Below are 26,869 nucleotides of genomic sequence, written 5' to 3'. Positions count from 1 at the left end.
TATGTTGATTATAAAAAATATTATTTTGCTTAAGGGGTAAGGATATGAGTCAAAAAAATGATTTTAAAGCTCTTTCTGTTAGTAATAATAAAAATGTAGTGAGTCAAGAGAAATATGGAATAAGTTCGGATTTGCAGACAGAGTTTCCTTCAGATGATGTTCACTCTCATTGGTTAAATAAGGCGTTGCATTAATCATCAACTATATCAGCCGTCGTAGCTAATTTTATTGCAGAACAATCTGGCGAGGATGTTTTGGATAATGGTGATATAACCAAGCTTACCGCGCAATTAAATGAAGCATTAGAACAGAAAATTTTAGATACCTCTAACATTCCTGTATAAAAATTTACTAATGATCAGCAAGCCGTTATGTCTTTTTGATTAGACCAGATGAATAAATAATCATAAAAAGCACATCATGATTCGTTCAGGTGTGCTTTTTTTATGTGAAAAATATTTTTCTGATGATACTTCGAGAGAGAAGATATTGCCTGAAATGGATAGTGTGTATTTAGACAGTTTTGCCAAAATGCCGCCACTTCGCTATTTTTACGCCATTTCCGAAAGCAAAAAAGCCACCGAAAGGTGGCTTTTTTGCTTTCCCTAACTCACTGTTTTACAGCAAGTTTTATTTGGTGCCCAGGGCGGGACTTGAACCCGCACAGCCTTACAGCCGAGGGATTTTAAATCCCTTGTGTCTACCGATTTCACCACCTGGGCTGAATTTGGAGGCGCGTCCCGGAGTCGAACCGAGGTTAACGGATTTGCAATCCGCTGCATGGCCACTCTGCCAACGCGCCTTACTTATCAGCTATAAAGTTACCAATCATCTATCTTAACTAGTAACTTGGAGCGGGAAACGAGACTCGAACTCGCGACCCCAACCTTGGCAAGGTTGTGCTCTACCAACTGAGCTATTCCCGCACCGCTTCGAACTGGCTGATTTACTTATTTGTTTTCGTAAATCTCATGTGCCTTTCGATGCGTTGCATTCTACTTACTTCACGTATTGAGTCAACACAATTATTGTTAGGGTGTGTTTGTTCGACGATTTTTACGTCACTTCGATCAAGCTTCACGCAAATCAGACCACGCCGCGTTGACATATTGAAACATTGACCAAAATGTTATCACTGTAGCAACGTAAAGTAATATGAATCCACCCAGTTCGAATTCAAAATTAGGGCGCCATAATAAGGCAATTAATGCCGCCATCTGTGCTGTCGTTTTTACCTTACCCATCCAGGAAACGGCAACGTTACTGCGTTTTCCTAATTCAGCCATCCATTCTCTGAGAGAGGAGATGATAATTTCACGCGCTATCATGGTTGCAGCGGGGAGTGTTATCCACCATGTATGATAATGCTCGGAAACTAATACTAATGCGGCGGCAACCATGATTTTGTCAGCGACAGGATCAAGAAATGCGCCAAAGCGGGTTGTTTGCTTCCAAAGGCGGGCGAGAAAACCGTCAAACCAGTCTGTCGCCGCAGCGACAACAAAAATTATGGCACAGACCATCGGCGCCCAATTGAATGGCAAGTAAAATGCCAGTACAAAAAATGGGATCAGGGCGATACGGAACAGAGTGAGCCATGTTGGTATATTTAATTGCATAGTGCTTCTTAACTATCTGGCTATAGTGGAATTTATAAGTATGGTGCATCAATGCACCTAGTGTTTCAATGCATTATGAATTTTTTCTGCTAATGCATAGGAAATAGTCGGTACTTTTGCGATCTCTTCGACACTTGCGTTGCGTAAAGGCTGTAATCCCCCCATATATTTCAGTAACATTTGTCGGCGTTTTGGACCGACACCGGCAATAGATTCCAGCGTACTGGTTTTTCTTACTTTATCTCTCTGCTGGCGGTGCCCGGTTATCGCATGGTTATGTGATTCGTCACGGATATGTTGAATCACATGCAGGGCAGGTGAGTCTGGTGGTAATGCGATACCTTCACCTTCTGCCGCGAAAAATAGTGTTTCAAGCCCAGCTTTGCGATCGCTTCCTTTGGCAACGCCTATCAATTGAGGGCGTGTTTTGTCCCATTCAACATCAAGAGACTGGAATACCTCTATTGCCTGAGCTAACTGCCCTTTACCGCCATCAATAAAAATAATATCGGGAATTTTTGATTCATCTAATGCTTTTCCGTATCGACGGCGCAATACTTGATTCATGGCAGCATAATCATCACCGGGCGTAATGCCACTAATATTATAGCGCCGATATTCAGAACGTAGTGGGCCATTACTATCAAAGACAACGCAAGATGCAACAGTTTGTTCCCCCATAGTGTGACTGATATCAAAACACTCCATTCTCTGAATTTTTGCCAACTTAACTAAATTAGCGAGAGATTCTAATCTTTGGTGAATGGTGGATTGTTGAGATAAGCGGGTAACTAAAGCTGTAGCTGCATTTGTCCGGGCGAGTTTCAGATAACGGGCCCTGTCTCCGCGAGGGCGGGTTTGAATATGAATTTTTCGGCCCGATATTTCAGATAATGAATCAGATAAAATGTCTTTCTCTTGCAGAGCAAAATCCAGCAAAATTTCTGATGGCAAAGTCCGGTTTTGGCTGCCTTGTAAATAAAATTGACCAAGGAATGTTTGCACAATTTCGTCGGATTTTGTCCCGGTCGGTATTTTAGGGTAATAACTTCGGCTCCCCAGTACTTTCCCCTGACGTATAAACAGGACATGCAGACAAGCCATGCCCGCTTCAAATGCAATGCTAATAACATCCAGATCGTCGTCTGTGCCTGAAACAAATTGTCTCTCAGTGACCTGACGGACGGTTTGTATTTGATCGCGATATCTTGCAGCATCTTCAAATTTCAGTTGCTGGCTGGCTGCTTCCATTCGGCTAATCAATTTGGTTAGAACTTGCTGATCTTTGCCTGAAAGAAATAGGCGAATATAATCAACTTGCTGTTGGTATTCTTCTTCACTGACCAACCCATTAACGCAAGGCCCAAGACATCGGCCAATTTGATATTGAAGGCATGGCCGGGAGCGATTGCGGTAGACACTATCCTCACATTGCCGGATAGGAAAAAGTTTTTGCAGTAAGATTAATGATTCACGTACCGCATAAGCGCTTGGAAATGGGCCAAAGTATTCACCTTTAGAATGTTTAGCACCCCGATACATTGCCAGCCGTGGGTGTTTCTCTGTGCTGAGAAAAATATAAGGATAAGATTTGTCATCTCGCAGTAAGACGTTATATCGGGGCTGATAAAGCTTGATGTAATTATGTTCTAGTAACAATGCTTCTGTTTCTGTATGTGTGACAGTAACATCTATTTGAGCAATGTTTTTAACCAGAGATTCGGTTTTACGGCTGGCGACCTGCACACGGAAATAACTGGAAAGCCGCTTTTTTAAATCTTTAGCTTTGCCGACATAAATAACCGTTCCCAAGGTGTCATACATACGATAAACACCAGGCTGACGGGTTACTGTTTTTAAAAATGCTTTTGAATCAAATTGTTCCGTCACTATTTAACAGACTCTCTGTGTCGAACAGCCCATAACGTATTGCTATATGTGTTAATTCTACATCACCGCCGATATTTAGTTTACTAAACATTCTATAGCGATAGCTATTGACGGTTTTTGGGCTGAGGTTAAGTTGTTCAGAGATATCACTTACCTTTTGTCCCTTTGTGATCATCAGCATAATCTGTAATTCACGATCAGACAGGCAACTGAGTGGATTATCTGCCTGTGGATTAATTTGGCTAAGGGCCATCTGCTGGGCAATATCGGGAGCGATATAGCGCTGCCCGGCATTAACAGTACGAATCGCATTGACCACATCCTGAGGAGTAGAGGCTTTACTGAGATACCCTCTGGCGCCTGCCTGCATCATCTTCATTGGCAGTGGATTTTCAGTATAGATAGTCAACATAATGACCCGGACATCGGGATGATAACGCAGGATCCTTTTTGTTGTCTCCAGGCCACCGATGCCTGGCATATTCATATCCATTAACACGATATCTACTTTATTCGTCCGGCACCATTTTATCGCGTCTTCACCACAATTGACTTCTCCTGTAACTGTTATTCCTTTCACATCATCAAGAATACGTTTTACACCAACCCTGACCAATTCATGATCATCGACTAACAAAACATTTATCAAAAAAGTGTCTCCAACTGGCCCTATGCTCATACATGAGCTTTCATTGATATTGCTTGCGAATTAAATTTTTTTCAGAAGAGTTAACTTCAGTAATCTATTTTTTGATTTTTAGTAAAAATTATATAAAACAATAGAATAGATAAATTATCCCAAAAATTCATCAGGAATGTGAATATTATACTTATATCTCTCAAAGACAAAAGAGAATTATCTTATATGGTGAGATGTGTTATTTATTTACAACAAGAACATCCTGTATATTCTGATTATCGTAGAATTAATAACTACACAAATATTTATAAAATAAATGATTTTAACAATGGGTTAACATTTGTTTTTTGCAGATATATTTACCAAATGCATAAAAGTAGGGGATGGATTATGTGGTAAAATTATTATTTTCATGACGTAATTAATACTTAAGCAGGTAACGACTATGAGTAAAATTGATTTGGCTTCATCTTTCGATACCCAAATCTTGGCAACAGAAGTGACATGTTTAAAAATGTTGTTGGCTTCGATTTTTAAAACAATGGGACAAGCTAATGTCGGGAAAGTTATACTGAATATGGAGCACGCTATTGCAGAAATAGACGATGAAAAACAGGCTAAGATATTTGAAAATACCGTTCAGAAAATAAAATCGCTATATCGGCAGTAAAATAGGTTTCAGGGGTTGATGTCATTGCCCCTATACATTCTACTTTTAACATATGTGAAAATGCTAAACGTTTATTTTATAATATTTCATTTGGAAAAATATATTATTATGTGTGTTAAATTTATATAACCATATGAATTTAAAGCTATAAGATAAACAGATTAAAAGTGCAGTCATTATCTGTCTATAGAGAAAAGGAAGGTAGGTAGCGGTAATAGGTGAAAAATACTTAAGTTATAACTGTTATTTTATTGTTATATACAGGATGATATATTGAATAAAGGTATTAATTGATTTTTTATTTTGCGAGTAATAGGCTGAATAATCATTGATGACAAACAGTAATAAATTTATTACCATCATGGTGATTGGGTTTTTATTTTTATAAGTGTTAATTCTATGTGAAAGATATCGGTTATATTCTATATGGATATGAAATATAAGTATTTTTACCTTTTGTTATTGCTTTCATTTGGTTAAATAACTCATAGTAATTAACGGGATATAGAGTATACTAAATGTAGCAATCTGGTTTGGTATGTAAATATAGGGGAGTGCATATGTACAAAACTATTTTAGTACCGGTAGATATTTCAGAAGATGAACTAACGAGTAAAGCCGTGAAGCATGCACTGTCTTTAGCTAAAGAAACGAGTGCGAAGCTTCATATACTTCATGTGTTGCCAATCTCATCGGCGATTGTTAATGCATATTCATTAGGATATGAGGAAATTAAGGATAAAGCGACAATTAAAGCAGAAGATGATTTAAAAATGCTGCTTGATACGATGGATCTTCCTGATGAGAAGCTATCCTACTCCATTGCATTTGGTTCGCCAAGAGACGAAATAACAGCAACTGCTACAGAAATTAATGCTGATCTTATTGTTATTGGCTCAAGGAGACCCAATATCACAACGCATTTATTAGGATCTAATGCAGCAGGTGTTGTCAAATACTCGAAAATATCGGTTTTGGTTATCAGGTAAGATATGGGATGGGCTCTTAATTGGATGAATTGGTAAGCCATTTTAGAATGGCTTACCATTAGTTAAAGCTGTTTTAGCAAGGTTTGATTTGGCTTCATTTTCATTGAAATTGCATGTGACTGTGCAGAATTATTGCGGATGAAATAATTATGGAAAAATTTACTGATAAACTGGTTCGTCTGGATCATTTTCTATGGCGAGTGACGCGTTTTTACCTTATCGCTGCCACATTTTTCTTTATTGGGATAATTCCGGGTGTGCTGGGGTTTTACCTGATAGAAGGGCACTCATTTTCTGAGTCTTTGCTCAATGCGTTATCTATGCTTGGAGCACAGGGGTTAGATCCTGCGCCTGTTAGTTTGTTTGGTAAATATTTTATTGCGATATATGGATTATTTCTGGAAAGTGTGTTCTTGATTACTTTAGGGCTTGTTGTAACACCTTTCATCCACCGAATATTACACAAATGGCATATTGATGCTGAGTAATGAAAAATGCGTTATGCAGTAATTTGTTTGATTTAGTTAAACAACTCACAGCAAATGGTGGAATATTTCATATACTCATTGAAGTAGTTAAGTTTGGTATATAAATATAGGAGTGCATATGTACAAAACTATTTTAGTGCCGGTGGAAATCTCAGAAGATGAATTGACCGATAAAGCGATTGCACATGCAGAGTATTTGGCTAAGTTGTCTGGTGCCAATATACATCTTTTCCATTCCATTCCTGATGTATCAATATTTTCAGTTAGTTATAGTTATCATTATGACTTGATCAACTCTTTTGCCAAGAAATCTACTGCAAGGTCAGAAGAAGAACTGGCAAAAGTTGCTGAAAGAATAGACTTGCCAAAAGAGCGAGTCTCTTTCTCCGTCGCTTTTGGATCACCAAGGGACAAAGTATTATCAACAGCAAATGAGATTGAAGCCGATTTAATTATCATTGGTTCCAGGCGACCTAATATTTCGACCCATTTATTAGGTTCAAACGCTTCAGGAATTGTCGGATATGCAAATATTTCAGTTTTGGTAGTCAGATGAGTTATTTATTTAGTAATGAAAAAGTCATCTTTTTTATCGTACCCATTGTTTAATATATATTGAGCTATTCAATACTTATGTGATAATCCGGTGTCTATATTCTGAACCGGATTTTTATATTTTAAAAAGAATGTTGATCTTATTCTGGAGATAATTGATTTTAAATGATCCCTATTTTATCGAAAAGTTGATCCAATAGGGCAAATTCTGCATTGAATATTGTGTTTAAAGTGAATTTAATATAAATATATCTAATTAATCAGCGACTTATGTTGTTATGTCAAAAATAAGCGTGATTTTCATTTATTAGCTATAGTTAATTCCAGCAAGGTGACTCTATTCGATAACTGGATGAGGATAAAATATGTTAAGAAAATTAACGGCTGAATTGCTTGGAACATTCGTTCTGGTTTTTGGGGGATGTGGTAGTGCTGTATTAGCTGCTGGATTTCCTGAATTAGGTATTGGTTTTGTCGGTGTCGCTTTAGCATCTGGTTTAACCATTGTGGCGATGGTGTACGCAGTAGGGCATATTTCTGGTGGACATTTCAATCCTGCGGTAACAATTGGCCTTTGGGCCGGGGGACGTTTTAGGGCCGCAGAAATTATACCTTATATTATTTCTCAAGTTATAGGCGGTATTCTTGCGGCGGCTGTGTTGTATGTTATTGCCAGTGGGCAGTCTGGTTTTGATGTGACAGCCAGTGGTTTTGCATCCAATGGTTATGGTGAGCATTCACCTGGTGGATTTTCACTTCAGGCAGCTATTGTTGCTGAAGTTGTTTTGACGGCTATTTTCCTGATTGTCATTATTGGTGTAACAGATAAACGAGCCTATGCGGGTTTTGCGCCATTAGCAATAGGTTTGGCGTTGACTTTAATTCACTTGGTCAGTATTCCTGTTACAAACACTTCAGTTAACCCTGCAAGAAGCACCGCTGTTGCTATATTCCAGAATACCTGGGCTTTAGATCAGTTATGGCTATTCTGGGTTATGCCGATTATTGGCGGGATTGTGGGTGGTGTAATTTACAGGTTACTGCTTGCTGAAAAACAATGATTTTTACTGATTGATGGAGTTACTTTGCTGATACCGCTGATATGGTTCAATTGATAAAAGAATTTGATGAACAAGGCGTTGCCGTAAAATTTCTGGATGACAGTATCAGTACAGAAGGCGAAATGGGAAAAATAGTCGAAGAGTCCAAAGGTAATCGCCCTTTTTAACATCATCACTTTTGGGGGGCTTCGCCATAATTCGTTATTAATCTGTTTTATGTTTTGATTATGTTGATAATATGTGAATTAATTTAATGTGGAAGGAAGGGATGATGAGACGAAAAACGGGGTTTTTCTTTGATGAGCATTGTTTTTGGCATAGTACTGGCGTGTATGTAACGACTCTGCCTGTCGGTGGTTGGGTTCAGCCTCCTTCTGGAACTGCACATGCTGAATCGCCGGAAACAAAAAGGCGGTTGAAAAATTTGATGGATGTATCAGGTTTGAGCCACTCTTTGCATCTTTCTTCGGCGTCGCCTATTGATGAGCAAACATTACGTAAAATTCATCCGGAAGAGTATCTGAAGCGGTTTAAGCAAGTCAGTGATAATGGCGGAGGGATGCTTGGTATAGAAGCGCCTCTGGGACCGGGAAGCTATGAAATTGCTAAACTCTCAGCCAGCCTTGCTTGTGCCGCGGTGAAAGCTGTGCTTAGTGGTGAGCTTGATAATGCTTATAGTCTTTCTCGACCACCAGGCCATCACTGCTTGCCTGATAAGTCCATGGGATTTTGTTTTTTAGCAAATATCCCATTGGCAATTGAACAAGCAAAAGCACGTTTTGATTTAAAACGAGTGGCGGTCATTGATTGGGATGTTCATCACGGTAATGGTACTCAGCATATTTATTGGGATCGTTCTGATGTTTTGACCATCTCGATACATCAGGATGGTTGTTTCCCTCCAGGATACAGCGGTGAAGATGATATCGGGGAAGGTGAAGGGACAGGTTATAACCTGAATATCCCATTACTTGCTGGAGCCGGACATAATAGCTATATCTATGCAATGACACAGATAGTACTTCCTGCGCTTGAACGCTTTAAACCGGAGCTGATAATTGTTGCCTGTGGCTATGATGCGAATGCGGTGGATCCTTTGGCAAGGATGCAGCTCCATAGTGAAAGTTTTCGGGAGATGACCCAGCTAGTGCAACAGGCAGCGGATAGTTTATGCGACGGAAAACTGGTCGTTGTTCATGAAGGCGGGTATGCGGAGTCTTATGTACCATTCTGTGGATTGGCAGTACTTGAACAGATGAGCGGCATTCGTACTGAAGTCAAAGATCCAATGTTAGATTTTATACGCTTGCAGCAGCCAAGAGCTGAGTTTGAGCTATTTCAACAACAGCAGCTTGATAAACTTAAAGAAAAATTCGGTCTTTGAGCTTTGTTGCGTAGGTTTGCTTTACATAGCTTGGGAGCAAACCTATAAGGCTAATAAGGGGCGGTGTGCGCATTTCCCTGAAAAGTCTCACCTTCGTAATATATCTTATTGAATTAAATTAAAAAAATTGATTATTTTTGATGTGGGGTTATCGTGTGGCGCAGGGGAACCATCCCCTTACACTCCCGACAGATCGCTCTGGCCGCCTGCCCATTCATCGCTGGCAGAAAACTCAGGAATATTGAACCGTCACCCGCCTTATTCATACTTCAGTGGTTCTTTGGCGAAAGCAATTATACCAAATCATCATGCTGTTCAATCATTCCTCTCAAAACGTCAACAGCCCCTAGGATTAATATAAATTCGAGTCAAATAAATAATTGGAAGTTATTCTCTACTGTCATTGGCGATAGAATTAAAGTTGATGAATAATACCAGGTTAAATTTGAGGATGTTGTGGTAGACAAGATTATTTTTAAGCCAATTCCTTATGCAAAGAAACAAGCATCAATTCATGTTCGTCATGGTACAGCGTCAATTACAGTTAAAAATCAAGAGGATAATAAAGCAGTGATTAATCTTTGACTCAAGCAATGAATGATATAACGTCGAGCGCGAACCGCCGGCACGTTCAATAATCATATCCAGTGTTGTTCCTTCATAGCCATGCTCAATAAAGACATTTGTTGCGGCTTCAATAATCGCTTGATGACGTTTTCGGCCTTTTAGGCTTTAACACCCTAGCACCCTCTTTTGCTCGCTTTAACATCAATAATCTTTTGTCAGGCAGAATGAATGGGGTATCTCAGCCTGCCTGTAGATAGTCTTTCGTTTTAAAAGGAGCGTTTAGGAAGAAATGCAAATAAACAATATTTGTCTTATAGGTCGATTATGAGGCAACATAAAAGGGAAAGATCAAAATGATATTTTGAATAATAGGGTATGTCATTGAAACGAAAAATTAATTTTTTGGCGATTTATATTGGGTGTTTAAGTTTAATTGTTCCTTTATCTTCTTTTGCTGTTCCGGCTACATTTGAACAAGCTAAAACTGAACTGCGTCATCATGTTTATCATGATCAATTTAGATCAAAGACGGGAACATTGTATTGTGGCTGTCATTGGCAGTGGACGGGGAAGAGTGGGGGACGTGTCAATCTGTCTTCGTGTGGTTATCAAATCAGGTCACAACAGAATCGGAATCGGGCCGAACGGATTGAATGGGAACATATTGTTCCTGCCTGGACTTTTGGACATCAGCGGCAGTGTTGGCAAAAGGGAGGCAGGAAAAATTGTGTATCCTCAGATTCGGTTTTCAGGGCAATGGAATCTGATATGCATAATTTATCTCCATCCATTGGCGAGGTTAACGGTGATCGCAGTAATTTCAGTTATGGAATGTTACCAAAGAATGAGCCGAATGATTATGGTGTTTGTACTAGCAAAGTCGATGCTAAATCTCGCACGTTCGAGCCGCGGGATGCAGTAAAAGGGCAAATTGCCCGGATCAATTTTTATATGCACGATCGTTACAACCTTTCTATGTCGCGTCAACAGCAGCAGTTATTTACGGCCTGGGATCGTCAATATCCACCAAATCAATGGGAACGGGAGAGAGATAACCGAATTGCTGGCATTATGGGGCATCATAATCCTTTTGTTACCGGTGAGCAGAAATGGGAATTATGGCATAAGAATTCAGCTATTGGTGTTTCACCCGCAGAGCAGAGAAAGGGGCAGGGAAAGAGTAATCAAACAGATACTCAGAAAAAACGAGTGTCATCTGATTCGTCACATACAGGATTAATCAAAGGTAATAACAATAGCAAAATTTATCATTTCTCTCATTGTCCAGGATATAAGGGAATTTTGGAGAAGAATGCTATTTATTTTCAAACAGAAGCTGAAGCAAAAAATGCTGGCTTCCGATTGGCTGGAAATTGTAAGCGTACTTAACAATACAGATAATTAACTATTGTTCTGTTGTCAGCAGCAGGCATCTTAATAAAATGGTTGCCATAGGGTGAAAAAAGATTACCTCAGTAGTGACTCTCTTACCCAATGGCAACCGAATACCGTAGTAAATAGATCCACACTTGCCAACAACAGCTATACTAATAAATAGTTAGCTTATATTAATGGATATTCATTGTAGTCAGTATCAAGTCATACCGTTCAATAAGTTAAAATTCCCATAAAAATAAACAGACAATACTGTCGATTGTTTTTAATGGAAAGTTTTTGGCTTATTTGCCATAACGTAAAGATTGTCATGATGATTCGTTAGTTGCGGCCTGAAATTAGTAAAGTAGAAATTGCCCCTTTTGCCTATATGCGTGGCCGAACGTTTGAAAATGCATTCGTGATCTTGGATGAAGCTCAGAATGTGACGATCAACCAGATGAAAATGTTTCTGACCCGGCTTGGGGAAAATGTCACGGTGATTGTGAACGGCGATATAAGCCAGTGTGATTTGCCTGCCGGAATGACGTCAGGATTGCGTGATACTCCATGCTCTGTGCATAACGGCCACTGCGGCCGGGATGCAGCTCACGAATTGAGCATCCTTATCCTTTGCAGCGCTTTTACGCCAAACTTGAAAAACAGCGGCGTAAAAATAGGAAGAGAGAGAAAAAGCGGAAATAGGTGATCACAATCACTGAAATACGCATTAGGTTATTTATATGTGTGTTTTTTGTTATTTTTATTTTTATTTATGTTACGATTTATCGCTATTTTATATACATTGACGGCTGATATTTTGCAAATAAAAGGCTGTCTTTGATCCGTTTTTGAGAAGGAGAAAGAACGTGATAGGAAATAGGGATTATTCAACAAGTGTACTGTCTGGTGAAGGGGATAGCGATTATGAGAAGTATATGCGCATTCCTGCGCTGCTCAATTTGCAAGTAACGCCAGAAGAGATGCTCCACCGCGATGAATTATTATTTCAGGTGGTTCATCAATCTACTGAGCTTTGGCTGAAACTGAGCAATAATGAGTTAGCTGAAGCGATAAAAAAGCTATCCAAGAAAGACTTTGTTGCTGCAACTGAGTTAATTAAGCGGTCCAGCTATCCTATTGAGTTAATTACTAAGCAACTCGAAATGTTCAAATACATGACTCCGTATGACTTTCAGAAAGTAAGACCTGCATTAGGCAACGGCTCAGGCTTCGAATCTCCAGGCTGGAGGCGGTTGCAATCAGTTGGGCGGGAACTCCATCAAACTTTTATTCGTATTGTTAAGTCTATGAGTATCGACCTGATGGGCGTTTATACCGAGGAAGACAAGTCGCCGCTTTATTTCCTAATGGAAGAAATGGTGAGCTGGGATGAAATGGTCAGTTTATGGCGCAGTAGACATTATAAAATCGCAGTACGTACTATCGGACTTAACACGATAGGCACCAAGGGAACTCCGGTTGAAAAACTGACGGTGCTGATGAATAAGCAATTCTTTCCAGAACTGTGGGAATTGCGTACCGAAATGACTAATACCAACAGTTACTAGTCGCTATGTATTCACCTCAAGCATTTCGGGACAATTATTTTAGCGGGTTGCATGGCCTTGTCCATCTTGCCAGTTGTAGTATTTCTCCTCGTTCTCAGTTCCTTGATACAGCGATGGAAACGATGCTAGGTGATATGGCAAAAAATGAGCTGGCGTGGGTGTATTTCGAGCAGCAAACCGAACAGACCAGGCGCTTGTTTGCTGAGTTTATAGGCGCAGATGCATCACAAATAGCGATTTTGCCAAACGCAACGATAGCTGCTTATCAGGTTATTTCAACGCTAGTAGCCAATTCCGGAGAACAAATTCTTTGTACGGAAGATGAATTTCCGTCTCTGTCCCATGTTTGGTTGCAACAAGCGAGTCGTGGACTCGTCACGCGTTGCATAGAAAGTCAGGTTTCAGACGAAAGTTTTGTCGCCATTACCCGCGCAATGTTGGGCAGCAATACATGTTTAGTTTCAGTACCGTTAGCCAGTTTCCGCACAGGTAGACGATACCCGGTCGAATTAATAACAGAACTCGCTAATCAATCACAAGTTCCAATATTAGTCGATGCATACCAAGGGCTAGGCGCTGAAAAAATTAATGTCAGTGAATTGAATTGTGATTACCTGATCTGCGGCAGCATGAAGTACATGTTAGGTTTGCCAGGTATTGCATTCCTTTATGTAAAAGATGGCATTCGTAACACTGTTGCACTGGGGCTGACTGGATGGCAAGGACGTAAAGAACCATTTGCTTTTAACCCATCGTTGGTGGATTTCCCCGATTGCGCCAAACGATTTGAAACCGGAACTCCCGCTGTGCCCGCGCTTTATGCGGCAAGCAGCGCCTTAACTGCGCTTTTGACTTTAGATTTTGAGCAAGGTCGGCTGCATATTCAGACATTAGTTGAACTTGCTATCGACATTTTGGAAAAAGGCGACGTGACAATCGTAAAGGTCCCCGGAACATTATTTTCGGCGCATATTGCTTTACTTGTTCCAAATGTTCCTGCATTGGACAGGTACTTAAAGCAGCACAAGATAATTACAAGCTCGCGAGGTGAGATGCTCAGACTTGCGTTTCATCACTTTAATACGGCAGACGAAGTTGTTCAAACATGTAGATTGATTTGCGAGTACTTCAAAACCCAAATATGGTGAATATAGGTTAATTATTTCAATAAATTATAATAAAAGGAAAGTTTTACTGTGCTGGATATATTAGAACTTGAGCATCCAAAATTTACTAGTTTGCTTTGTGATTACAGTGATTCAGAAAAAATCACTATTAATCTTAGCATTCACACCATATTGCGGTTTGCCAAGGAAAATAAAACAACCTTCCCATATCAGGATGTTGTTCGCATGTATCATAAGACAGGTAAACATTTCGTTCCTGAATATTTTCTCGAGCTGTTGAATATTACTAGAAAAGAGTGCGCAAAATTAAACAGTGAGGAAATCGAGCAAGTCACACGTTTTTTGAATGTCTTGTTGGATAAATACGACGGTACTTATGACTACCGCTCTTATCTGGCGCTTGAACTGTTAAATATGCCTGATGACCAGACAGAGATTAAAGCATACGAAGAAGCGCAATCCCACATTGACCGTATGACGTTGCTGCTTACAGCGGATCTACTCAAATTTGAACTTGGCGGGTTAGAAACAGAGGAAAATTTCAGACATCAGTTGCCAGAACGTACTTTAGTTGAAAAACGTTGTGTTATGGCTCTAAAAGCGGTGACTCCATACGTACAACGGGCTAAGTTGTCCTATATTTCATCGGAATGTGTTATCGAATCAGCAAAACATTTTATTGCCGCAGTAGAGCAAAGGAAAACACACAACGATGAGCAAATGCTGATGACAACTAATTTACCTGTCTATCTCATTCACGACGAATATATGTTCATTCGGGTCTTACAAACGTTCGAATACACTTTCTCTTGGATTGCAGTTGGTTTGAGGGCGGCAATTGAAGCTTGCACTGATTCGCCTAGCCAGACAAGTATTCTGGTTGAAAGTTGCGAGAAAAAAATTAAAGAAGCCATCGGTTTTTTCCATTTACTGTCTTCTATGCGTGCAGAATCCTTTAAGGTGTTTCGTGCATATACTGAAGGCGCAAGCGCGATCCAATCAAGAAACTACAAGCGTATTGAATCACTATGCAGACAACCGGATGAGGATCGGTTGAACTCTATTGCTTACGGCTCTGTCCCTGAAGTTCAAGAAAAACTGTTGGCGCGGCCAAATAACTTAGACCTTGCATTGAGTCAAGCGCAACAGAGTGGTCGTTTCGATAGCAACGACTTTGGTGAGGTCAAACAAGACATGAAAAGTTTTGCTACGACGTTGAAACGTTGGAAGCAAACCCATTATGGTCTTGCGATGAAGATGTTGGGTGAGGGCTCGGGTACTGGTTACACGGAAGGCACTCCTTACTTGGCTTCTGTCAAAGACATTCCTGTTTTTGAAACCCAGCTTGATAAGTAGATTACTGAGATGAATAGTTCAAATAAAACCAAGATTGCTATTATTGGCGCAGGTCCAGCTGGCCTGATTTTATCAGCTCGACTGGCTTCATTCGGTATTACGAGCATCGTGATGGATAAAGCCTCTTATCTGCTTCGAAAAGGTTCTAAAGCCTGCCTGATCCACGGCGATGCGCTAGAAGTACTTGATAAAGTCGGGTGTGGAGAACAGATTGCAAAAGAAGGGATTCATTGGCGGATAGCGCACACCTATATTCGAAATGTTGAAAGGATCACCCAAGAATACCCCGAACGTCCGGGTTATGGTGAATTTGTCAATATTTCCCAATACCGTATAGAGCAAGAGCTCGTTAAGCTGTTGGAAGCCAATCCCCTATGTGAACTCAGGTGGTCAAGTGAAGTCGTTGGTTATTCACAACAACAGGACAAGGTTAAGCTAGAGGTAAAACACTGTACCGAAACAGAGACCCTAGAATTTGATTATGTAATTGCCTGCGATGGAGTTAGAAGCACGTTACGCGATCTGACAGGGGTTAACTTTACCGGATACACTCACCAAGATCGTTTTTTAGTTACTGATATTAAAGCAAATATTGCTTTAACCAAAGAACGTCACTTTCATTTTGATCCTCAGTTTAATCCAGGCCGTCAGTTGGTGATGCATCCTCAGCCCGACAATATATGGCGTATCGACTGGCAATTGCCTCCAGATGCGGATATTGAAGCTGAAAAGAAAAATGGCCAACTAGACAAGCGTATCAAGTCTGTCATCGGTGATATTCCGTATCAGATTGACTGGATCAGTACCTATCGTTTTAACCAGCGAGTCGTGGAGAAGTTCAGACTCAATCGACTGTTTTTTGCTGGTGATGCGGCTCACTCATTTCCACCTTATGGCTCTCGCGGCATGAACAGCGGGATTCAAGACGCAGACAACCTGGCATGGAAATTGGCGCTAGTAATTAGAGGAAGCGCAGGGGATGAATTGTTGGATACTTATCATGAGGAAAGGTTCCTTGCAGCGAAAGAGAATTTGAGACTGACGGAAGCCACGATACAGTTCATGGTTCCGCCAACACCTTTGAAGCAAATCTGGCGTGACACCGTGCTGCGAATTTCAGAAGTCTGGAAACCGTTTCGTAAGCAAGTGAATCACGGGAAAATGACAGAACCTTTTACCTACGAATCTTCTAGTTTGATTGATTATAACCATCGGACACCCTATGTCGGTGCGTTCGCTCCGGATGTAGTGGTTTATATCGACGGAAAAAAAAGCCGCTTACGTAAGTTGTTCGGGGAAGGGTTTGTTTGTCTTTTTTGCGCAGACCCAAATAGGGTGAAGCAGTATTTAAATAAGCAAAGCCACACCTATAATAGTTTGGATTTTAGTTTGGTTACTGCTGTACCAAAAGGATATTTCTCGCCAAAAGTGGACGAGAGACTTATCAGTGTTACTTACGACGATATTCTGTTTTTTGAAACCCTGACAGAAAAACAAGATTCATTGTTTGTTATCCGTCCTGATGGCCATTTAGCCGGACATTACCTGCTTGATAACGCACCGTCTCTTAGTTTAATCCTGGAAAAAGTCAGTGGTACTGATTCCTTAACGTTTCAGCGTGAAGCATCATAAACGGAGATTAACTTATGTCGTCTACCCACAATACGCCAGAATTCGCATGGCTAAATGGTGAATGCGTGCCTTGGGAAAAGTGTACCTTACATGCCAGAACGCAGGGCGCTTTTTGGGGCGCAAATGTTTTTGAAGGTGTGCGAGTCTATTGGAATAAAACGGATAAGCAAATGTATATGTATCGGATACGAGAGCATATCAAGCGCCTGCGCGATTCCATGAAGTGTGTTGACATGCCTGTCACTTTCACAGATCAAGAGATTGTTGAAGCTTGCATCGACCTAGTACGAAAAAACAACTTTAAGCAACATGTGCATCTGGTTATCGCGCCTTATTTTGCGATGGGGAAAAACTTCGATCCACTTATTTATACCGAAGACACTGGTATGCATATTACAGCATTACCTATGCCAAGGTCTGCGCGTTATGACACAGGGATGACGGCTTCGTTTTCAACTTGGAGACGAATCAGTGACGATTCAATGCCGCCGAGGATTAAAACAGGAGCAAATTACCATAATAGCCGCTTAGCTCAGCATGAAGCGATGCGAAATGGTTTTGATACTGCGTTTTTTCTAAATCACAGAGGCACTGTGGCTGAAGGCCCTGGATCTTGCATCATGATGGTCAAAAATAACCGACTGATCACGCCGCCAGGTTCAGCAGGCGTACTTGAAGGGATTACGGTAGACAGCATTATAAGACTAGCGAAGGATAAGCTTTTGGTTGAATGTGAACGAAGAGAAATTGATCGTACCGAGTTGTATTTGGCTGATGAAGTTTTCACCTGTGGCACTCTCGCTGAAATCGTTCCTGTGATTAGTGTTGACCGAAAGTCTATTGGGGACGGGCGTCCTGGTTTGATGACCCGTAAGCTTCAGGTTGCTTATGAAGACGAGGTGATGTCGAATTCGACATCTGAATATTCAACCCCTGTCTATTAAACCCATAATGAGAATAAGGAAATCTTAATACTATGACATCTTCAATCTATGCGAAGTTCATGCAGGGGAAAGTTGAGGTACTTGACCTTACAGCGCCGTTGTCAACGGAAACACCTGTGATCCGTTTGCCGCCTGAACGAGGGCAACCTTGGCCTTTTAAGTTGGAAAAAATAAGCCGTTATGACGAAAAAGGCAAAGAAGTTTATTGGAATAATATCCAGATGTCCGAGCATACAGGGACTCATTTTGATGCCCCTATCCATTGGCGGTCAGGCAAAGATTCTATCGATGTCTCAAGTGTACCTCCTAGGCACTTGGTCGCGCCTGCCGTTGTAATTGATGTATCTGATCAAGTAACAGCCCCAGATTTTTTACTCGAACGTGAACATGTCGATCAATGGTGCGAAGTCCATGGACCTTTACCTGAAGGTGGTTGGTTGTTATTCCGCTCAGGTTGGGACAGTCGAGACTCAGATGCTGATACCTTTCTTAATCATGGTCATACTCCAGGGGTAAGTGAAGCTTGTGCAAAATGGTTGGCTGAGCAAACACCAATTATAGGTATCGGGGTGGAGACTGTTGGAACCGACGCAGGTCAAGCCGGAAAATTTGAACAACCTTACCCCGTACACTGGTACTTTCATGGGGCGGGAAAATATGGCCTGACTCAGTTGAAGAACCTGGCAAAGTTACCGCCAACAGGTGCAGTGATCATGATAGCGCCGCTTCCCATCGTTGGTGGTTCAGGAAGCCCTTGCAGGGTGTTGGCGCTTGTTGAATAACACAAAGTTAATTTGCGAAGAGTTTTTAAGGAAAAGTCGATGTATTCAAAGTACTGCTTGTTACTAGGAACAGAGAAAAACAGATTTCGTGCATTGGTTGCCACGGCTAGGGCAACCAACATGAAAATAGCGATCATGGCCCCAAGTGGTTATGTTAATGGAAACCGTTACGCTGATCTAGTGATTGAGGGTAATCCAGAAAACATTGAACAAGCTCTGGTTGCAGTACAGGCCTTTGCCGAGCGAGAAGGAATGCAACCGGGCGCAGTTGTTCCATTGACAGAAATGACGATGGCCCCGGGAGCTCGTATCGCGCAGTACTATAATTTAAATTATTTGTCTGAAAAAGCGCTGACATTAACCCGCAACAAATTTGAAATGCGTAAGGCTGCACATGCAGGTGGGTTGAACGTTCCGAAGTTTGCACGTTTTAATCACCTTGAGCAGCTAGCGACCCTTGCTGAAGATTTTCCTTTTCCAGCAGTTGTAAAGCCGACCAACGCCGGGGGCAGTGAAGGTGTAACCTACGTAGCTGGCAAAGATGATTTGGCTAGTGCTTTTGCTAACTTGCGTCGAGTGACCGAAAATTATGGTAGTAAGTTTGGTATGGCAGATAACGACTATCAGATAGAACAGTTTGTCGATGCTAGAATTGAGCTTTCGGTTGAAGTACTAAATACTAAAACGGGAAGACGTGTATTGGCAGTGACCGATAAAGAACTGACCCCGTTGCCTCATTTTGTTGAAATCGGCCATTCCTTACCCAGTATAGAATCTGATAACGAAGCGCTTAAACAAGCAGCGCTTAAAGCCTGTGAAGTCTTGGATGTTGAACATGGTATAGCTCATGTTGAATTTATGATTGATCACAGTGGCAAGATTTACCTACTGGAGTTGAATGCGCGTACTCCAGGCGGCGGCATTCCTGAAATATTCGAGAAAATAGCCGGAGTGAATATGCTCGAGCTTCACTCTCGCTCTTATCTATACGATGAAGTTGAAGTACCTGCATATCACATGTCTGGACTAGCTGCGATTGGATTTATGAAAGCTAAGCAAGGGACGATTGAGCGAATTAAGTTGCCGGCTCAGCATGAGTTACCAAAAGAGGTGTTTGGACTACAACTTTGGACATCCGAAGGAGCTCGGGTCAATCCGCTATACAGCAACGCAGAACTTGAGGGTTATGTTGAATTCTTCTGGCCAGACTATGAGCTAAATGGAAAACCGAAAGAGTACCTGATGCTTACACAACAATTGACTGAACAAATTTTCGAAATGGGTGAAAGCTAATGAATATACTTATTTTACACCGAGTTAGGTACGTTGACGTGCTTTACCATCAGTCTATCGATCACGAACTACATAATGTTTACTACATTGGTATCGAAGAAAATCTGAATGAAATCCCTGGCGATCTACGTTGTACAAAAATAGTAAGACCCGGCGTGGATGCTGTACACAAAGAAGTCCTCGAACAAATAGAAAATCTTGATGTTTGCTTTGATCACGTTGTTTCAATTAATGAGTTTGAATTGATTGAGGCTGCCTTGATACGAGAAAAGCTCAACATTGCGGGCCCTAAAGTGGCCGATGTCGAAAAAGTTCGAAACAAAATTGTGATGAAACACTGTGTTGGCGCTGCAAATATTCGTACTCCGCAGTACATGTCTTTGTCCGATTTTATGAACTCAGAACGACTAGCGATTCCTCCCTCTTCACCAGTTATTTTAAAGCCTCTGGATGGCGCTTCGTCAGTTGATGTGGTCAAGTTTGACAGTCAGAAAGTTTTGGAACAGGCGCTTATAGATCGCACAACTGGAATTGTGGCTCTTGATAAAGAAACACCTGAACGGATTGAAAACTTTGAAGTTGAAGAATTTGTATCCGGTCCTGTATTGCATATCGACGGCATGATCCGTAACGGACAAATAGAGATGATTGTCGTCAGCCAATATATCAATACATTGCTGGATTTTGCCAACGGCTATCCAGCAGGGTCTGTGCAGTTAGAAACCACGGAAGAGATGAAAACCTGGGCGCTTCAAATCCTAAATGCGGTTGATATATCTTTGGGGGCGTTCCACCTTGAAGCGATTCAAACAGATACAGGGCCGGTGTTTCTTGAAGTCGCTCATCGTATCGGGGGAGCTAGAATAGCTGAAACGTTGACGTTACAGACAGGGATTCATCCATCGATACTGGAACTTGGATTGTTGCTAGACCCAGACTTCAAATTCGAACTTAACTATGATACCGGGTACAAATATGCGTGGTTTATTGTGCCTGGACACCAGCTGCCAGGAAACTATGGCTTGGTGTCGGGGCATGAGTTTCTTTATGGCAAGGAAGAGGTTGTAATGCTGAATCAGCTTACGATGCAACAACCTTTGGTCAAAGCGGTTACTTATAAAGAAAGTGAAATTCCGTTAGCCGGATTATTAAAAGCCAAATCCGCTAAAGAACTAACAGATCTGATTGATAGGTTGTTTGGACAGTTACAACTAATATCTGTCGATACTCCTTTGCCTTACAGCGAGTGTATACCCCAGAAAAAGAAACACGTTCTTGTGATTGGCAATATTCGCCAACCTCATAAGACACTGGAAGCACAGGGATATGCTATTTCTTGGATGTATAAAAAAGTACCTAATTTTACGCATGCGACTGAAGATCACAATCGTTGCGAGCGAATATTAATGTACAGCAACGAGTCTGCAACTCAGTTAATCAGTTTAGCGCGTTCAATTGATCAATTACAAAAAATCGATTCAGTTGTGTCTTTTCACGATGGAGCCCAGCTTGATGCATTGACTATTGCAAATGCTCTAGAGCTGCCTTTTAGTTTGTCAATGGGGGCTATAGTCAACACGAGAGATAAACAATTAAGTCGCCGGATTTTACGCGAAAAAAACCTGACAGAAGTGCAATCGGCGATAGCGGAGAATGAGCAAGATTTACATGATTTTTTCAAGATTTATCCACAAGTAAATAAAGTCATCGTTAAACCAGTTGCTGGTACAGGCAGTGAAAATGTTCGATCGCTAGAACGTAAAGAGCTTGAAACCGCTAACTTAGACAACGTTTACCCTGTGCTGGTGGAACAGTTTGTCGAAGGTCGCGAATTCAGTGTCGAAGCATTCATGCAAGAAGGCAAATGCCATATTTTTGCAATCACTGAAAAATTCAAACATGCGCAAAGTTTTATCGAGACAGGGCATTTGGTGCCTGCCCGTTTATCTAGCGATGAGCACGAGAAAATTGCTGCATTCATTGCCAAAGTGCTACCTGCTCTAGGGGTCGTGTCGGGTATTACGCACAGCGAAATTATGTTGGGTGAAAAGATAGAGCTAATAGAAACACACACTCGAGTAGGCGGAGATAGAATTTTTGACCTGGTACAGATGACGACAGGAATAGATATGTATCGTCTGCAAGCTCTGCAAAGTTTGGGTTTGCCTATCGGTGAAGACGAATTAACACCAAAACTAAACGGTAAACATGCGTGTATCAAATTTAAACTCAACGATCATCCTGGGAAAAAGGTGATTCGAGTAAACGGCGAGGAAGAAATCAAAAATTGGAGTGGTGTTGAAGATGTATCTATCACTCATCAGGCAGGTGAAGTATTGCCCCAAATAGGAAACAGCTTCGACCGCTCAGCCTCAGTGTTGGTGTTGTGCGACAGTGCTGAACAGGCGCTAAGTATTGCAGAGGAAGCCATTCAGAAACTTGAATTTGTTGTAGGTAAGTAGTGTAACCATAGGTTCATCCAAGTATTTAGTACTGTATCTAACTGAAGGGAAACATGAATGAAGTCGTTAGCAATTGCAGAGTTGTTCATCAATATAGGTAAAGCTATATTGCTACTGAGCTTTGCCAAATTTATGTATGATGAAACGGGTCAAATATGGCAAATCAGCTTAATCTTCATAGCTGAAATCTTGATCTCAACCATTTTACCAATATTGGTTGGCAAGTCGGTTGATAACCAAGGTATTAAAAAGGTGCTTATTGGTTCAGCCGTTTGTCATGTTGTCTTTTGTTTGGCAGGTGTATTGGCATTGACGCAATTGGGCATGTCCGTGTCGATTTTATTGCTAATATCGGTGTTTTTGAGTTTTCTTGGGCCAATTTCAAAAATGGCCTTATTCAGTGTTACACCACTTCTTTCCCAACATGATCGCTTAGAAAAAGATAACGGTACACTGACTTCCGCATTTCAGGGTGGTCAGTTGATTGGTATGGCCTTATCTGCCTGGTTGCTGGATAAGTTTGACTTTATAGCAATTTTGACATTTGTCGTCTGTCTATATAGTGCCGCGAGTTTTTTTTACTGGCGAGCAACAGCCAATTTGACGTTAGCTGAGTCTCCTTCAGATATAGATAAACGTGAAGATCCAGAAAACCTGTGGCAGTTGTTTAAAGCGAGTAAACCCTACATGCGCTATTTTGTTCTAAGTAATTTTGACTTCGTCACTGTAGCCATATTCAACATTATGCTGGTTTCCGTCGTCAGTCAGGCATTTGACGGCAGCACATACTGGCTTGCCGGATTAGATGCCTCATTCGCTATTGGTGCGTTTGTTGGTGGCGCTGTTATTGCGAAGCAAATAAGGAACAAAAGTACTTCTCTAAGAGATGTTATCGCTATTCAGGTCGCTTTTCTAATCTATCTAGGTTTATGTTTTACAGAACAGGCGGTCTATTTGATGCCGCTCGCGATTGTGAGTATCGGCTTGTTTCAAAGTTACTCCGGTATTTACTGGCGCACACTGCTACATAAACAGCTGCCATCTCACATGATAGGTAGGCTAAGTAGTATTAAGTATATCGTATCCTCAGTACATATCGGGATTGTCGCCATGGTGGTCTCTTACGCACATGAATTAGGCTTCCAATACGCACTTGCAACCGCAGCTGTAATTACTATTGGTCAGATTTTATTTGTTGCAATCAGCATAAAACAATCACTAGCCATTGAAAGCAAATCCTCATCTTAGATGGACAAATGGCTCACTCTTAAAAGTTAGGGAAAAAATAAATGTTCAATATACAAGCAGTAATCAAAGAGCATGTAGTTGAAAATAAAAGGGAAAGCTTATGGAGCTATCTGGAAGAACGTCCCAATTACTTGATGCTAGATAAAAATGAGAATCACCATCCAATGGATGAAGATCTTTTTGAAGCGTTTCGAGCCTCATTAAAACCAGAGCATTTGTGTAATTATCCGGTGCTAAATAACTTATATAAAAAAATAGCCGAACTGGTTGGCGTTGAAGAGCGCAACATCTACCTCGGCTCGGGTTCAGACCTGGCGATAAAAGCATTATTTGATGCATGCTTAAGAGAGGGAGACCATGTGGTTTTACATAACCCTTGCTACTTTATGTTTGAAAACTACGCAAAGTATGCTGGGGTATCAATCTCGTCAACACCGGTCACCGAAGATTGGAAACCGGATGTAGCGGCTATTATCGATGCAGTCAAAGAAAATACCAAATTAGTGGTTGTAGAAGATCCGAGTGGTTTTGTCGGCACGCGTTTATCTTATTCCCAAATGCATGGTTTGGCTGAAGCGCTTTATAACAAGGGTGTGTTGCTGCTGATTGATGAAGCCTATCTATATGTAGAAGGAAAACAAAGCGCAAACCTGAATATCTTGCAGAAATTTCCGAACGTTATTTTGGCGCAAACCCTTTCTAAAGCTCATGGATTGGCAGGAGCAAGAGTCGGATTTTTGATCGGAGAGACAGAGTTAATCGGCCATATTTCAAATGTCAGGCCGCTATATGAGATTAGTGCATTATCGGCATGGGCTGCGGAATGGCAGCTAGATCATCCTGAAGTGCTTGAACGTTTTCAGGAGAAGATGAAGCAGACAAAAGCCTATATGAGAGAAGCTTTGACCGAAAGAAGACAGACTTTCAAAGATACTCACGGCAATTTCATGTTGGTACAGTTTGCCGGATACGATTCAAAAGAGATAGAACAATTGTTTCAAGAGCAGGGTATTTTAATCAGACGTCCGTTTGAACAGAGTAATTTAAAAGGTTGGCTGAGAGTAACCATTTCACAGCTCGAACATTGCGAAAAATTTATTTCGGCACTTGATATCGTTGTAGACAAATTGAACTTAAAAAAAATTTGATGAAGAGGGAATCATGACAGAGAAGGCCAGAGCCGTAGGGATCAACCATGTATCAATTGAAGTTGGTAACATTAATGAAGCCGCTGCATTTTATGGTGCGCTTATGCGCATTAAACCTGGGCCGTTATCAGAGACTGAGGGATCGATTGAACTGGGTGATCAGTTTGTTGCCTTTACTTGCAGCCAAGGAGAACAAGCTCACAAACCTGGTCACTTTGGGTTCGTTGTTGATGATAAAGAAAAGGTTCGTGAGGCATTAAAGCAATTCAATATTGAACCTTTGCCTGGTCGATTTTTGGGTTTTCTGGATCCTTGGGGCAATCATATCGAAGTGGTCAGCTACGAGAATATTAAATTTACTAAGTCTCCTGGTGTTCTCAATGGTATGGGATTAGCAGACTTGAAGAAAAACGACCGTGCACAACGGGAGCTTGAAGAACAAGGTTATAGTGAGCCTTTGTCTTCTTTGAACTCATAAGATTCAAGCAATGTATATACAAAAAGTATTTGAAGAAAATCGAATCTCTGTTTTGCATGACTTGATAGAGCAAAACCCTCTGGGGACTTTGACCGTCTATGGCAGTTATGGATTGAGTGCTGATCATCTGCCTTTTACTTTAGATAGGCATGGTTTAGAGCTAGGCGTGCTGAAAACACACATTGCACGCGGAAATCCTTTGCACAAAAGCGTGGCTGAAACTAATGAAGTGATGGTTATTTTCCAAGGACCAGACGCTTATATTTCACCTAGTTGGTTACCTGGACGACATATTAATGGTCGAATTCAACCTAGTTGGGCTTACACGGCAGTTCATGCCATGTGTTCCATCAAGTTTATTGATGATGACAGTTGGATAAAGGCGCATTTTGAGCAATCCGTTAATTGTTTTGAAGCAGGATTACCGGATCCATGGCAAGTCGCAGAAGCACCGAAAGATTTCATAGACGGCTTAAAACAGCATGTCGTTGGGATCGAGCTGACTATTCACAATCTACTGGGAAAAAGGCAGTTGATGCAGCAACGTAACGTTGATGACCGCTTAGCCATTATAGAAGGCTTGCGTACTCAATCTGATCCTAGAGCACATCAGGTCGCAAAACAAATAGCACAAACCATTGAAAATTAAAAAAGAAAGGCAAAAGCATTATGAATAATCCTACTATTAATGACTTATCTGAAACTTGTAGTGCAATTGTGTCGCAGCAGGCGCCGCTTCACATTGTAGAGGTGGCTTTACAAGCAGCTGAGGCAGAAAATAAAGAAATTGGTCAGCACTATGCTAAATATCTTTGCGACCGAGCGGTTATTACTACTATAGCCGAACCAAAACTTGAGGTATTTGCTTCTTACATGAAACAACACGGCTATACGGTATTAACTTATGACGAACTACAGCAATTGAAACAGCGTTACCCATATCACTGGTCTTTAGAGTTCAATCAGGATGGGTCGGGTGAAATTAAAGATCCTAAAGCCGATTTTCATAAATCATTTAAATTCGTTAAAGAACTGCTAGCATAGCGCTTGAACGACGACTGCGTATTTTCGTCCTCGGAGATCACCCAATAACATCCGTCGAGATTGGGTAATAACACTTGACTGGATCGCTGAATAACATTTATGGAGATCACTTTTGACCCGTTTTGTTATTCAGTGATCTCCATAAATGTTATTCAGAGTTTTATAATGGGCAGGATTTAATCTGTTATTAAACGTTGTTTTTACTCCTTTTACCACTGGTTTTTTATTAAATTTACTCATCATTGGATTACGTTTAATGAACGCGGATTATATTCGATTTATCTTTACTGACGCTGTTAAATAATTGGTGAGAAAGCGCTTTAATATCCACTTATTTGGATAATATCCTTTTGCGTATATTTTATTTTCAACTTACGATTAATAGTGAATGATTTCCGATTGAATGCCATTAACTGTCCTTTTAAAAAGGTGAATTTATTAAGTTAAATCCGTCCTTGATATAAAAGCTTTAATACTTTGTTATTTGCGTTTTTAAATAATTAGGCAGGTCAGGAAAATGTAAAATAAGTGGAATGTAGAATCGCGG

At 40.9% G+C, this 26,869-nt stretch carries 24 protein-coding genes, 3 tRNA genes and 4 pseudogenes; 23 read left to right on the top strand and 8 right to left on the bottom strand.

What is annotated here, in order from left to right; genetic code table 11:
* Window positions 1–44 precede the first annotated feature (44 nt).
* Window positions 45–338: pseudogene (locus tag ACUN2T_RS14640) on the top strand (phage tail protein); the annotation flags it as partial.
* A gap of 297 nt (window positions 339–635) precedes the next feature.
* Here the strand turns inward: ACUN2T_RS14640 and ACUN2T_RS14635 are convergent.
* The 6 genes from ACUN2T_RS14635 to uvrY form a co-directional block, all read right to left on the bottom strand.
* Window positions 636–722 (bottom strand) — tRNA-Leu (locus tag ACUN2T_RS14635).
* Between the two features lie 6 nt (window positions 723–728).
* Window positions 729–802, bottom strand: a tRNA-Cys gene (locus ACUN2T_RS14630).
* 48 nt (window positions 803–850) lie between these two features.
* Window positions 851–926 (bottom strand) — tRNA-Gly (locus ACUN2T_RS14625).
* Between the two features lie 144 nt (window positions 927–1,070).
* Window positions 1,071–1,619 (bottom strand): CDP-diacylglycerol--glycerol-3-phosphate 3-phosphatidyltransferase, encoded by a 549-nt coding sequence (pgsA, locus tag ACUN2T_RS14620; protein ID WP_445493729.1) that lies wholly within the window; start codon window positions 1,617–1,619, stop codon window positions 1,071–1,073.
* A gap of 57 nt (window positions 1,620–1,676) precedes the next feature.
* Window positions 1,677–3,509: an excinuclease ABC subunit UvrC gene (gene uvrC, locus ACUN2T_RS14615; protein ID WP_445493728.1), complete on the bottom strand. Its 1,833-nt coding sequence runs from the start codon at window positions 3,507–3,509 to the stop codon at window positions 1,677–1,679.
* Complete coding sequence (uvrY, locus tag ACUN2T_RS14610) at window positions 3,493–4,158, bottom strand: UvrY/SirA/GacA family response regulator transcription factor (protein ID WP_445493727.1); 666 nt, start codon at window positions 4,156–4,158, stop codon at window positions 3,493–3,495. Before uvrY ends, uvrC begins: the two co-directional genes overlap by 17 nt.
* Window positions 4,159–4,594: 436 nt before the next feature.
* On the opposite strand from uvrY, the gene ACUN2T_RS14605 reads away from it, so the two are divergent.
* The 7 genes and pseudogenes from ACUN2T_RS14605 to ACUN2T_RS14575 all read left to right on the top strand — a co-directional run bounded on the left by ACUN2T_RS14605 (window position 4,595) and on the right by ACUN2T_RS14575 (window position 9,296).
* Window positions 4,595–4,819 (top strand): DUF2594 family protein, encoded by a 225-nt coding sequence (locus ACUN2T_RS14605; RefSeq protein WP_445493726.1) that lies wholly within the window; start codon window positions 4,595–4,597, stop codon window positions 4,817–4,819.
* A gap of 560 nt (window positions 4,820–5,379) precedes the next feature.
* Window positions 5,380–5,808 carry a universal stress protein gene (locus ACUN2T_RS14600; protein WP_445493725.1) on the top strand — a complete coding sequence of 143 codons (429 nt, stop codon included), beginning with the start codon at window positions 5,380–5,382 and terminating at the stop codon, window positions 5,806–5,808.
* A 149-nt stretch (window positions 5,809–5,957) separates the two neighbouring features.
* Entirely contained in the window at window positions 5,958–6,296 is a 339-nt protein-coding gene (locus tag ACUN2T_RS14595; RefSeq protein ID WP_445493724.1) for a hypothetical protein, read from the top strand.
* Window positions 6,297–6,414: 118 nt separating this feature from the next.
* Entirely contained in the window at window positions 6,415–6,852 is a 438-nt protein-coding gene (locus ACUN2T_RS14590) for a universal stress protein (RefSeq protein ID WP_445493723.1), read from the top strand.
* 364 nt (window positions 6,853–7,216) lie between these two features.
* Entirely contained in the window at window positions 7,217–7,912 is a 696-nt protein-coding gene (aqpZ, locus tag ACUN2T_RS14585; protein WP_445493722.1) for an aquaporin Z, read from the top strand.
* A 29-nt stretch (window positions 7,913–7,941) separates the two neighbouring features.
* Window positions 7,942–8,049, top strand: a pseudogene (locus ACUN2T_RS14580) (recombinase family protein); the annotation flags it as partial.
* A 134-nt stretch (window positions 8,050–8,183) separates the two neighbouring features.
* Entirely contained in the window at window positions 8,184–9,296 is a 1,113-nt protein-coding gene (locus ACUN2T_RS14575; RefSeq protein ID WP_445497881.1) for a class II histone deacetylase, read from the top strand.
* 131 nt (window positions 9,297–9,427) lie between these two features.
* On the opposite strand, the gene ACUN2T_RS14570 is transcribed toward ACUN2T_RS14575, so the two are convergent.
* Together ACUN2T_RS14570 and ACUN2T_RS14565 are read right to left on the bottom strand one after the other, a co-directional pair.
* The gene (locus ACUN2T_RS14570; RefSeq protein ID WP_445493721.1) at window positions 9,428–9,562 is read right to left on the bottom strand and encodes a hypothetical protein; all 135 of its coding nucleotides are present in this window, start codon (window positions 9,560–9,562) and stop codon (window positions 9,428–9,430) included.
* Window positions 9,563–9,896: 334 nt separating this feature from the next.
* Window positions 9,897–9,998 (bottom strand): annotated as a pseudogene (locus ACUN2T_RS14565) (helix-turn-helix domain-containing protein); the annotation flags it as partial.
* Window positions 9,999–10,244: 246 nt separating this feature from the next.
* On the opposite strand from ACUN2T_RS14565, the gene ACUN2T_RS14560 reads away from it, so the two are divergent.
* The 15 genes and pseudogenes from ACUN2T_RS14560 to ACUN2T_RS14490 all read left to right on the top strand — a co-directional run bounded on the left by ACUN2T_RS14560 (window position 10,245) and on the right by ACUN2T_RS14490 (window position 26,322).
* Window positions 10,245–11,252 (top strand): endonuclease, encoded by a 1,008-nt coding sequence (locus ACUN2T_RS14560; RefSeq protein ID WP_445493720.1) that lies wholly within the window; start codon window positions 10,245–10,247, stop codon window positions 11,250–11,252.
* Between the two features lie 331 nt (window positions 11,253–11,583).
* Window positions 11,584–11,802, top strand: a pseudogene (locus ACUN2T_RS14555) (PhoH family protein); the annotation flags it as partial.
* Window positions 11,803–12,106: 304 nt separating this feature from the next.
* Entirely contained in the window at window positions 12,107–12,808 is a 702-nt protein-coding gene (locus ACUN2T_RS14550) for a tryptophan 2,3-dioxygenase family protein (protein WP_214089584.1), read from the top strand.
* Window positions 12,809–12,921: 113 nt separating this feature from the next.
* Window positions 12,922–13,956 (top strand): aminotransferase class V-fold PLP-dependent enzyme, encoded by a 1,035-nt coding sequence (locus ACUN2T_RS14545; RefSeq protein WP_445493719.1) that lies wholly within the window; start codon window positions 12,922–12,924, stop codon window positions 13,954–13,956.
* A 48-nt stretch (window positions 13,957–14,004) separates the two neighbouring features.
* Window positions 14,005–15,291 carry a hypothetical protein gene (locus tag ACUN2T_RS14540; protein ID WP_445493718.1) on the top strand — a complete coding sequence of 429 codons (1,287 nt, stop codon included), beginning with the start codon at window positions 14,005–14,007 and terminating at the stop codon, window positions 15,289–15,291.
* A gap of 9 nt (window positions 15,292–15,300) precedes the next feature.
* Entirely contained in the window at window positions 15,301–16,923 is a 1,623-nt protein-coding gene (locus ACUN2T_RS14535; RefSeq protein ID WP_445493717.1) for an FAD-dependent monooxygenase, read from the top strand.
* A gap of 14 nt (window positions 16,924–16,937) precedes the next feature.
* Window positions 16,938–17,867 carry a branched-chain-amino-acid transaminase gene (gene ilvE / locus ACUN2T_RS14530; RefSeq protein ID WP_350304203.1) on the top strand — a complete coding sequence of 310 codons (930 nt, stop codon included), beginning with the start codon at window positions 16,938–16,940 and terminating at the stop codon, window positions 17,865–17,867.
* 32 nt (window positions 17,868–17,899) lie between these two features.
* Window positions 17,900–18,649: a cyclase family protein gene (locus ACUN2T_RS14525; protein WP_445493716.1), complete on the top strand. Its 750-nt coding sequence runs from the start codon at window positions 17,900–17,902 to the stop codon at window positions 18,647–18,649.
* A 39-nt stretch (window positions 18,650–18,688) separates the two neighbouring features.
* Complete coding sequence (locus tag ACUN2T_RS14520; protein WP_445493715.1) at window positions 18,689–19,942, top strand: ATP-grasp domain-containing protein; 1,254 nt, start codon at window positions 18,689–18,691, stop codon at window positions 19,940–19,942.
* Entirely contained in the window at window positions 19,942–22,404 is a 2,463-nt protein-coding gene (locus tag ACUN2T_RS14515) for an ATP-grasp domain-containing protein (RefSeq protein ID WP_445493714.1), read from the top strand. Before ACUN2T_RS14520 ends, ACUN2T_RS14515 begins: the two co-directional genes overlap by 1 nt.
* A gap of 57 nt (window positions 22,405–22,461) precedes the next feature.
* Entirely contained in the window at window positions 22,462–23,652 is a 1,191-nt protein-coding gene (locus ACUN2T_RS14510; RefSeq protein WP_350304199.1) for an MFS transporter, read from the top strand.
* Between the two features lie 41 nt (window positions 23,653–23,693).
* A complete protein-coding gene (locus tag ACUN2T_RS14505) occupies window positions 23,694–24,800 on the top strand; it encodes a pyridoxal phosphate-dependent aminotransferase (RefSeq protein ID WP_445493713.1) in 1,107 nt (368 codons plus the stop codon).
* Window positions 24,801–24,813: 13 nt separating this feature from the next.
* On the top strand, window positions 24,814–25,278 hold the full coding sequence (locus tag ACUN2T_RS14500) for a VOC family protein (RefSeq protein ID WP_214089575.1): 465 nt from the start codon (window positions 24,814–24,816) through the stop codon (window positions 25,276–25,278).
* A gap of 10 nt (window positions 25,279–25,288) precedes the next feature.
* Window positions 25,289–25,927, top strand: a complete 639-nt coding sequence (locus ACUN2T_RS14495) for an FMN-binding negative transcriptional regulator (RefSeq protein ID WP_445493712.1) — start codon at window positions 25,289–25,291, stop codon at window positions 25,925–25,927.
* A gap of 20 nt (window positions 25,928–25,947) precedes the next feature.
* Entirely contained in the window at window positions 25,948–26,322 is a 375-nt protein-coding gene (locus ACUN2T_RS14490) for a hypothetical protein (protein WP_445493711.1), read from the top strand.
* Window positions 26,323–26,869 lie beyond the last annotated feature (547 nt).

The organism is Photorhabdus machadonis, assembly GCF_052657765.1.
Note: the sequence above shows the minus strand (reverse complement) of the source record. Positions and strands in the feature narration are given on the sequence as shown.

Bases quoted from the DNA above. Each gene is read 5' to 3' on its own strand.
- ACUN2T_RS14575 (WP_445497881.1), top strand. From the start codon at position 8,184: ATGAGACGAAAAACGGGGTTTTTCTTTGATGAGCATTGTTTTTGGCAT.
- ACUN2T_RS14490 (WP_445493711.1), top strand. From the start codon at position 25,948: ATGAATAATCCTACTATTAATGACTTATCTGAAACTTGTAGTGCAATT.
- ilvE (WP_350304203.1), top strand. From the start codon at position 16,938: ATGTCGTCTACCCACAATACGCCAGAATTCGCATGGCTAAATGGTGAA.
- aqpZ (WP_445493722.1), top strand. From the start codon at position 7,217: ATGTTAAGAAAATTAACGGCTGAATTGCTTGGAACATTCGTTCTGGTT.
- ACUN2T_RS14510 (WP_350304199.1), top strand. From the start codon at position 22,462: ATGAAGTCGTTAGCAATTGCAGAGTTGTTCATCAATATAGGTAAAGCT.
- ACUN2T_RS14605 (WP_445493726.1), top strand. From the start codon at position 4,595: ATGAGTAAAATTGATTTGGCTTCATCTTTCGATACCCAAATCTTGGCA.
- ACUN2T_RS14545 (WP_445493719.1), top strand. From the start codon at position 12,922: ATGGAAACGATGCTAGGTGATATGGCAAAAAATGAGCTGGCGTGGGTG.
- ACUN2T_RS14595 (WP_445493724.1), top strand. From the start codon at position 5,958: ATGGAAAAATTTACTGATAAACTGGTTCGTCTGGATCATTTTCTATGG.
- ACUN2T_RS14500 (WP_214089575.1), top strand. From the start codon at position 24,814: ATGACAGAGAAGGCCAGAGCCGTAGGGATCAACCATGTATCAATTGAA.
- ACUN2T_RS14600 (WP_445493725.1), top strand. From the start codon at position 5,380: ATGTACAAAACTATTTTAGTACCGGTAGATATTTCAGAAGATGAACTA.
- ACUN2T_RS14520 (WP_445493715.1), top strand. From the start codon at position 18,689: ATGTATTCAAAGTACTGCTTGTTACTAGGAACAGAGAAAAACAGATTT.
- ACUN2T_RS14535 (WP_445493717.1), top strand. From the start codon at position 15,301: ATGAATAGTTCAAATAAAACCAAGATTGCTATTATTGGCGCAGGTCCA.
- pgsA (WP_445493729.1), bottom strand. From the start codon at position 1,619: ATGCAATTAAATATACCAACATGGCTCACTCTGTTCCGTATCGCCCTG.
- ACUN2T_RS14505 (WP_445493713.1), top strand. From the start codon at position 23,694: ATGTTCAATATACAAGCAGTAATCAAAGAGCATGTAGTTGAAAATAAA.
- ACUN2T_RS14525 (WP_445493716.1), top strand. From the start codon at position 17,900: ATGACATCTTCAATCTATGCGAAGTTCATGCAGGGGAAAGTTGAGGTA.
- ACUN2T_RS14590 (WP_445493723.1), top strand. From the start codon at position 6,415: ATGTACAAAACTATTTTAGTGCCGGTGGAAATCTCAGAAGATGAATTG.
- ACUN2T_RS14570 (WP_445493721.1), bottom strand. From the start codon at position 9,562: ATGAATAAGGCGGGTGACGGTTCAATATTCCTGAGTTTTCTGCCAGCG.
- ACUN2T_RS14495 (WP_445493712.1), top strand. From the start codon at position 25,289: ATGTATATACAAAAAGTATTTGAAGAAAATCGAATCTCTGTTTTGCAT.
- ACUN2T_RS14515 (WP_445493714.1), top strand. From the start codon at position 19,942: ATGAATATACTTATTTTACACCGAGTTAGGTACGTTGACGTGCTTTAC.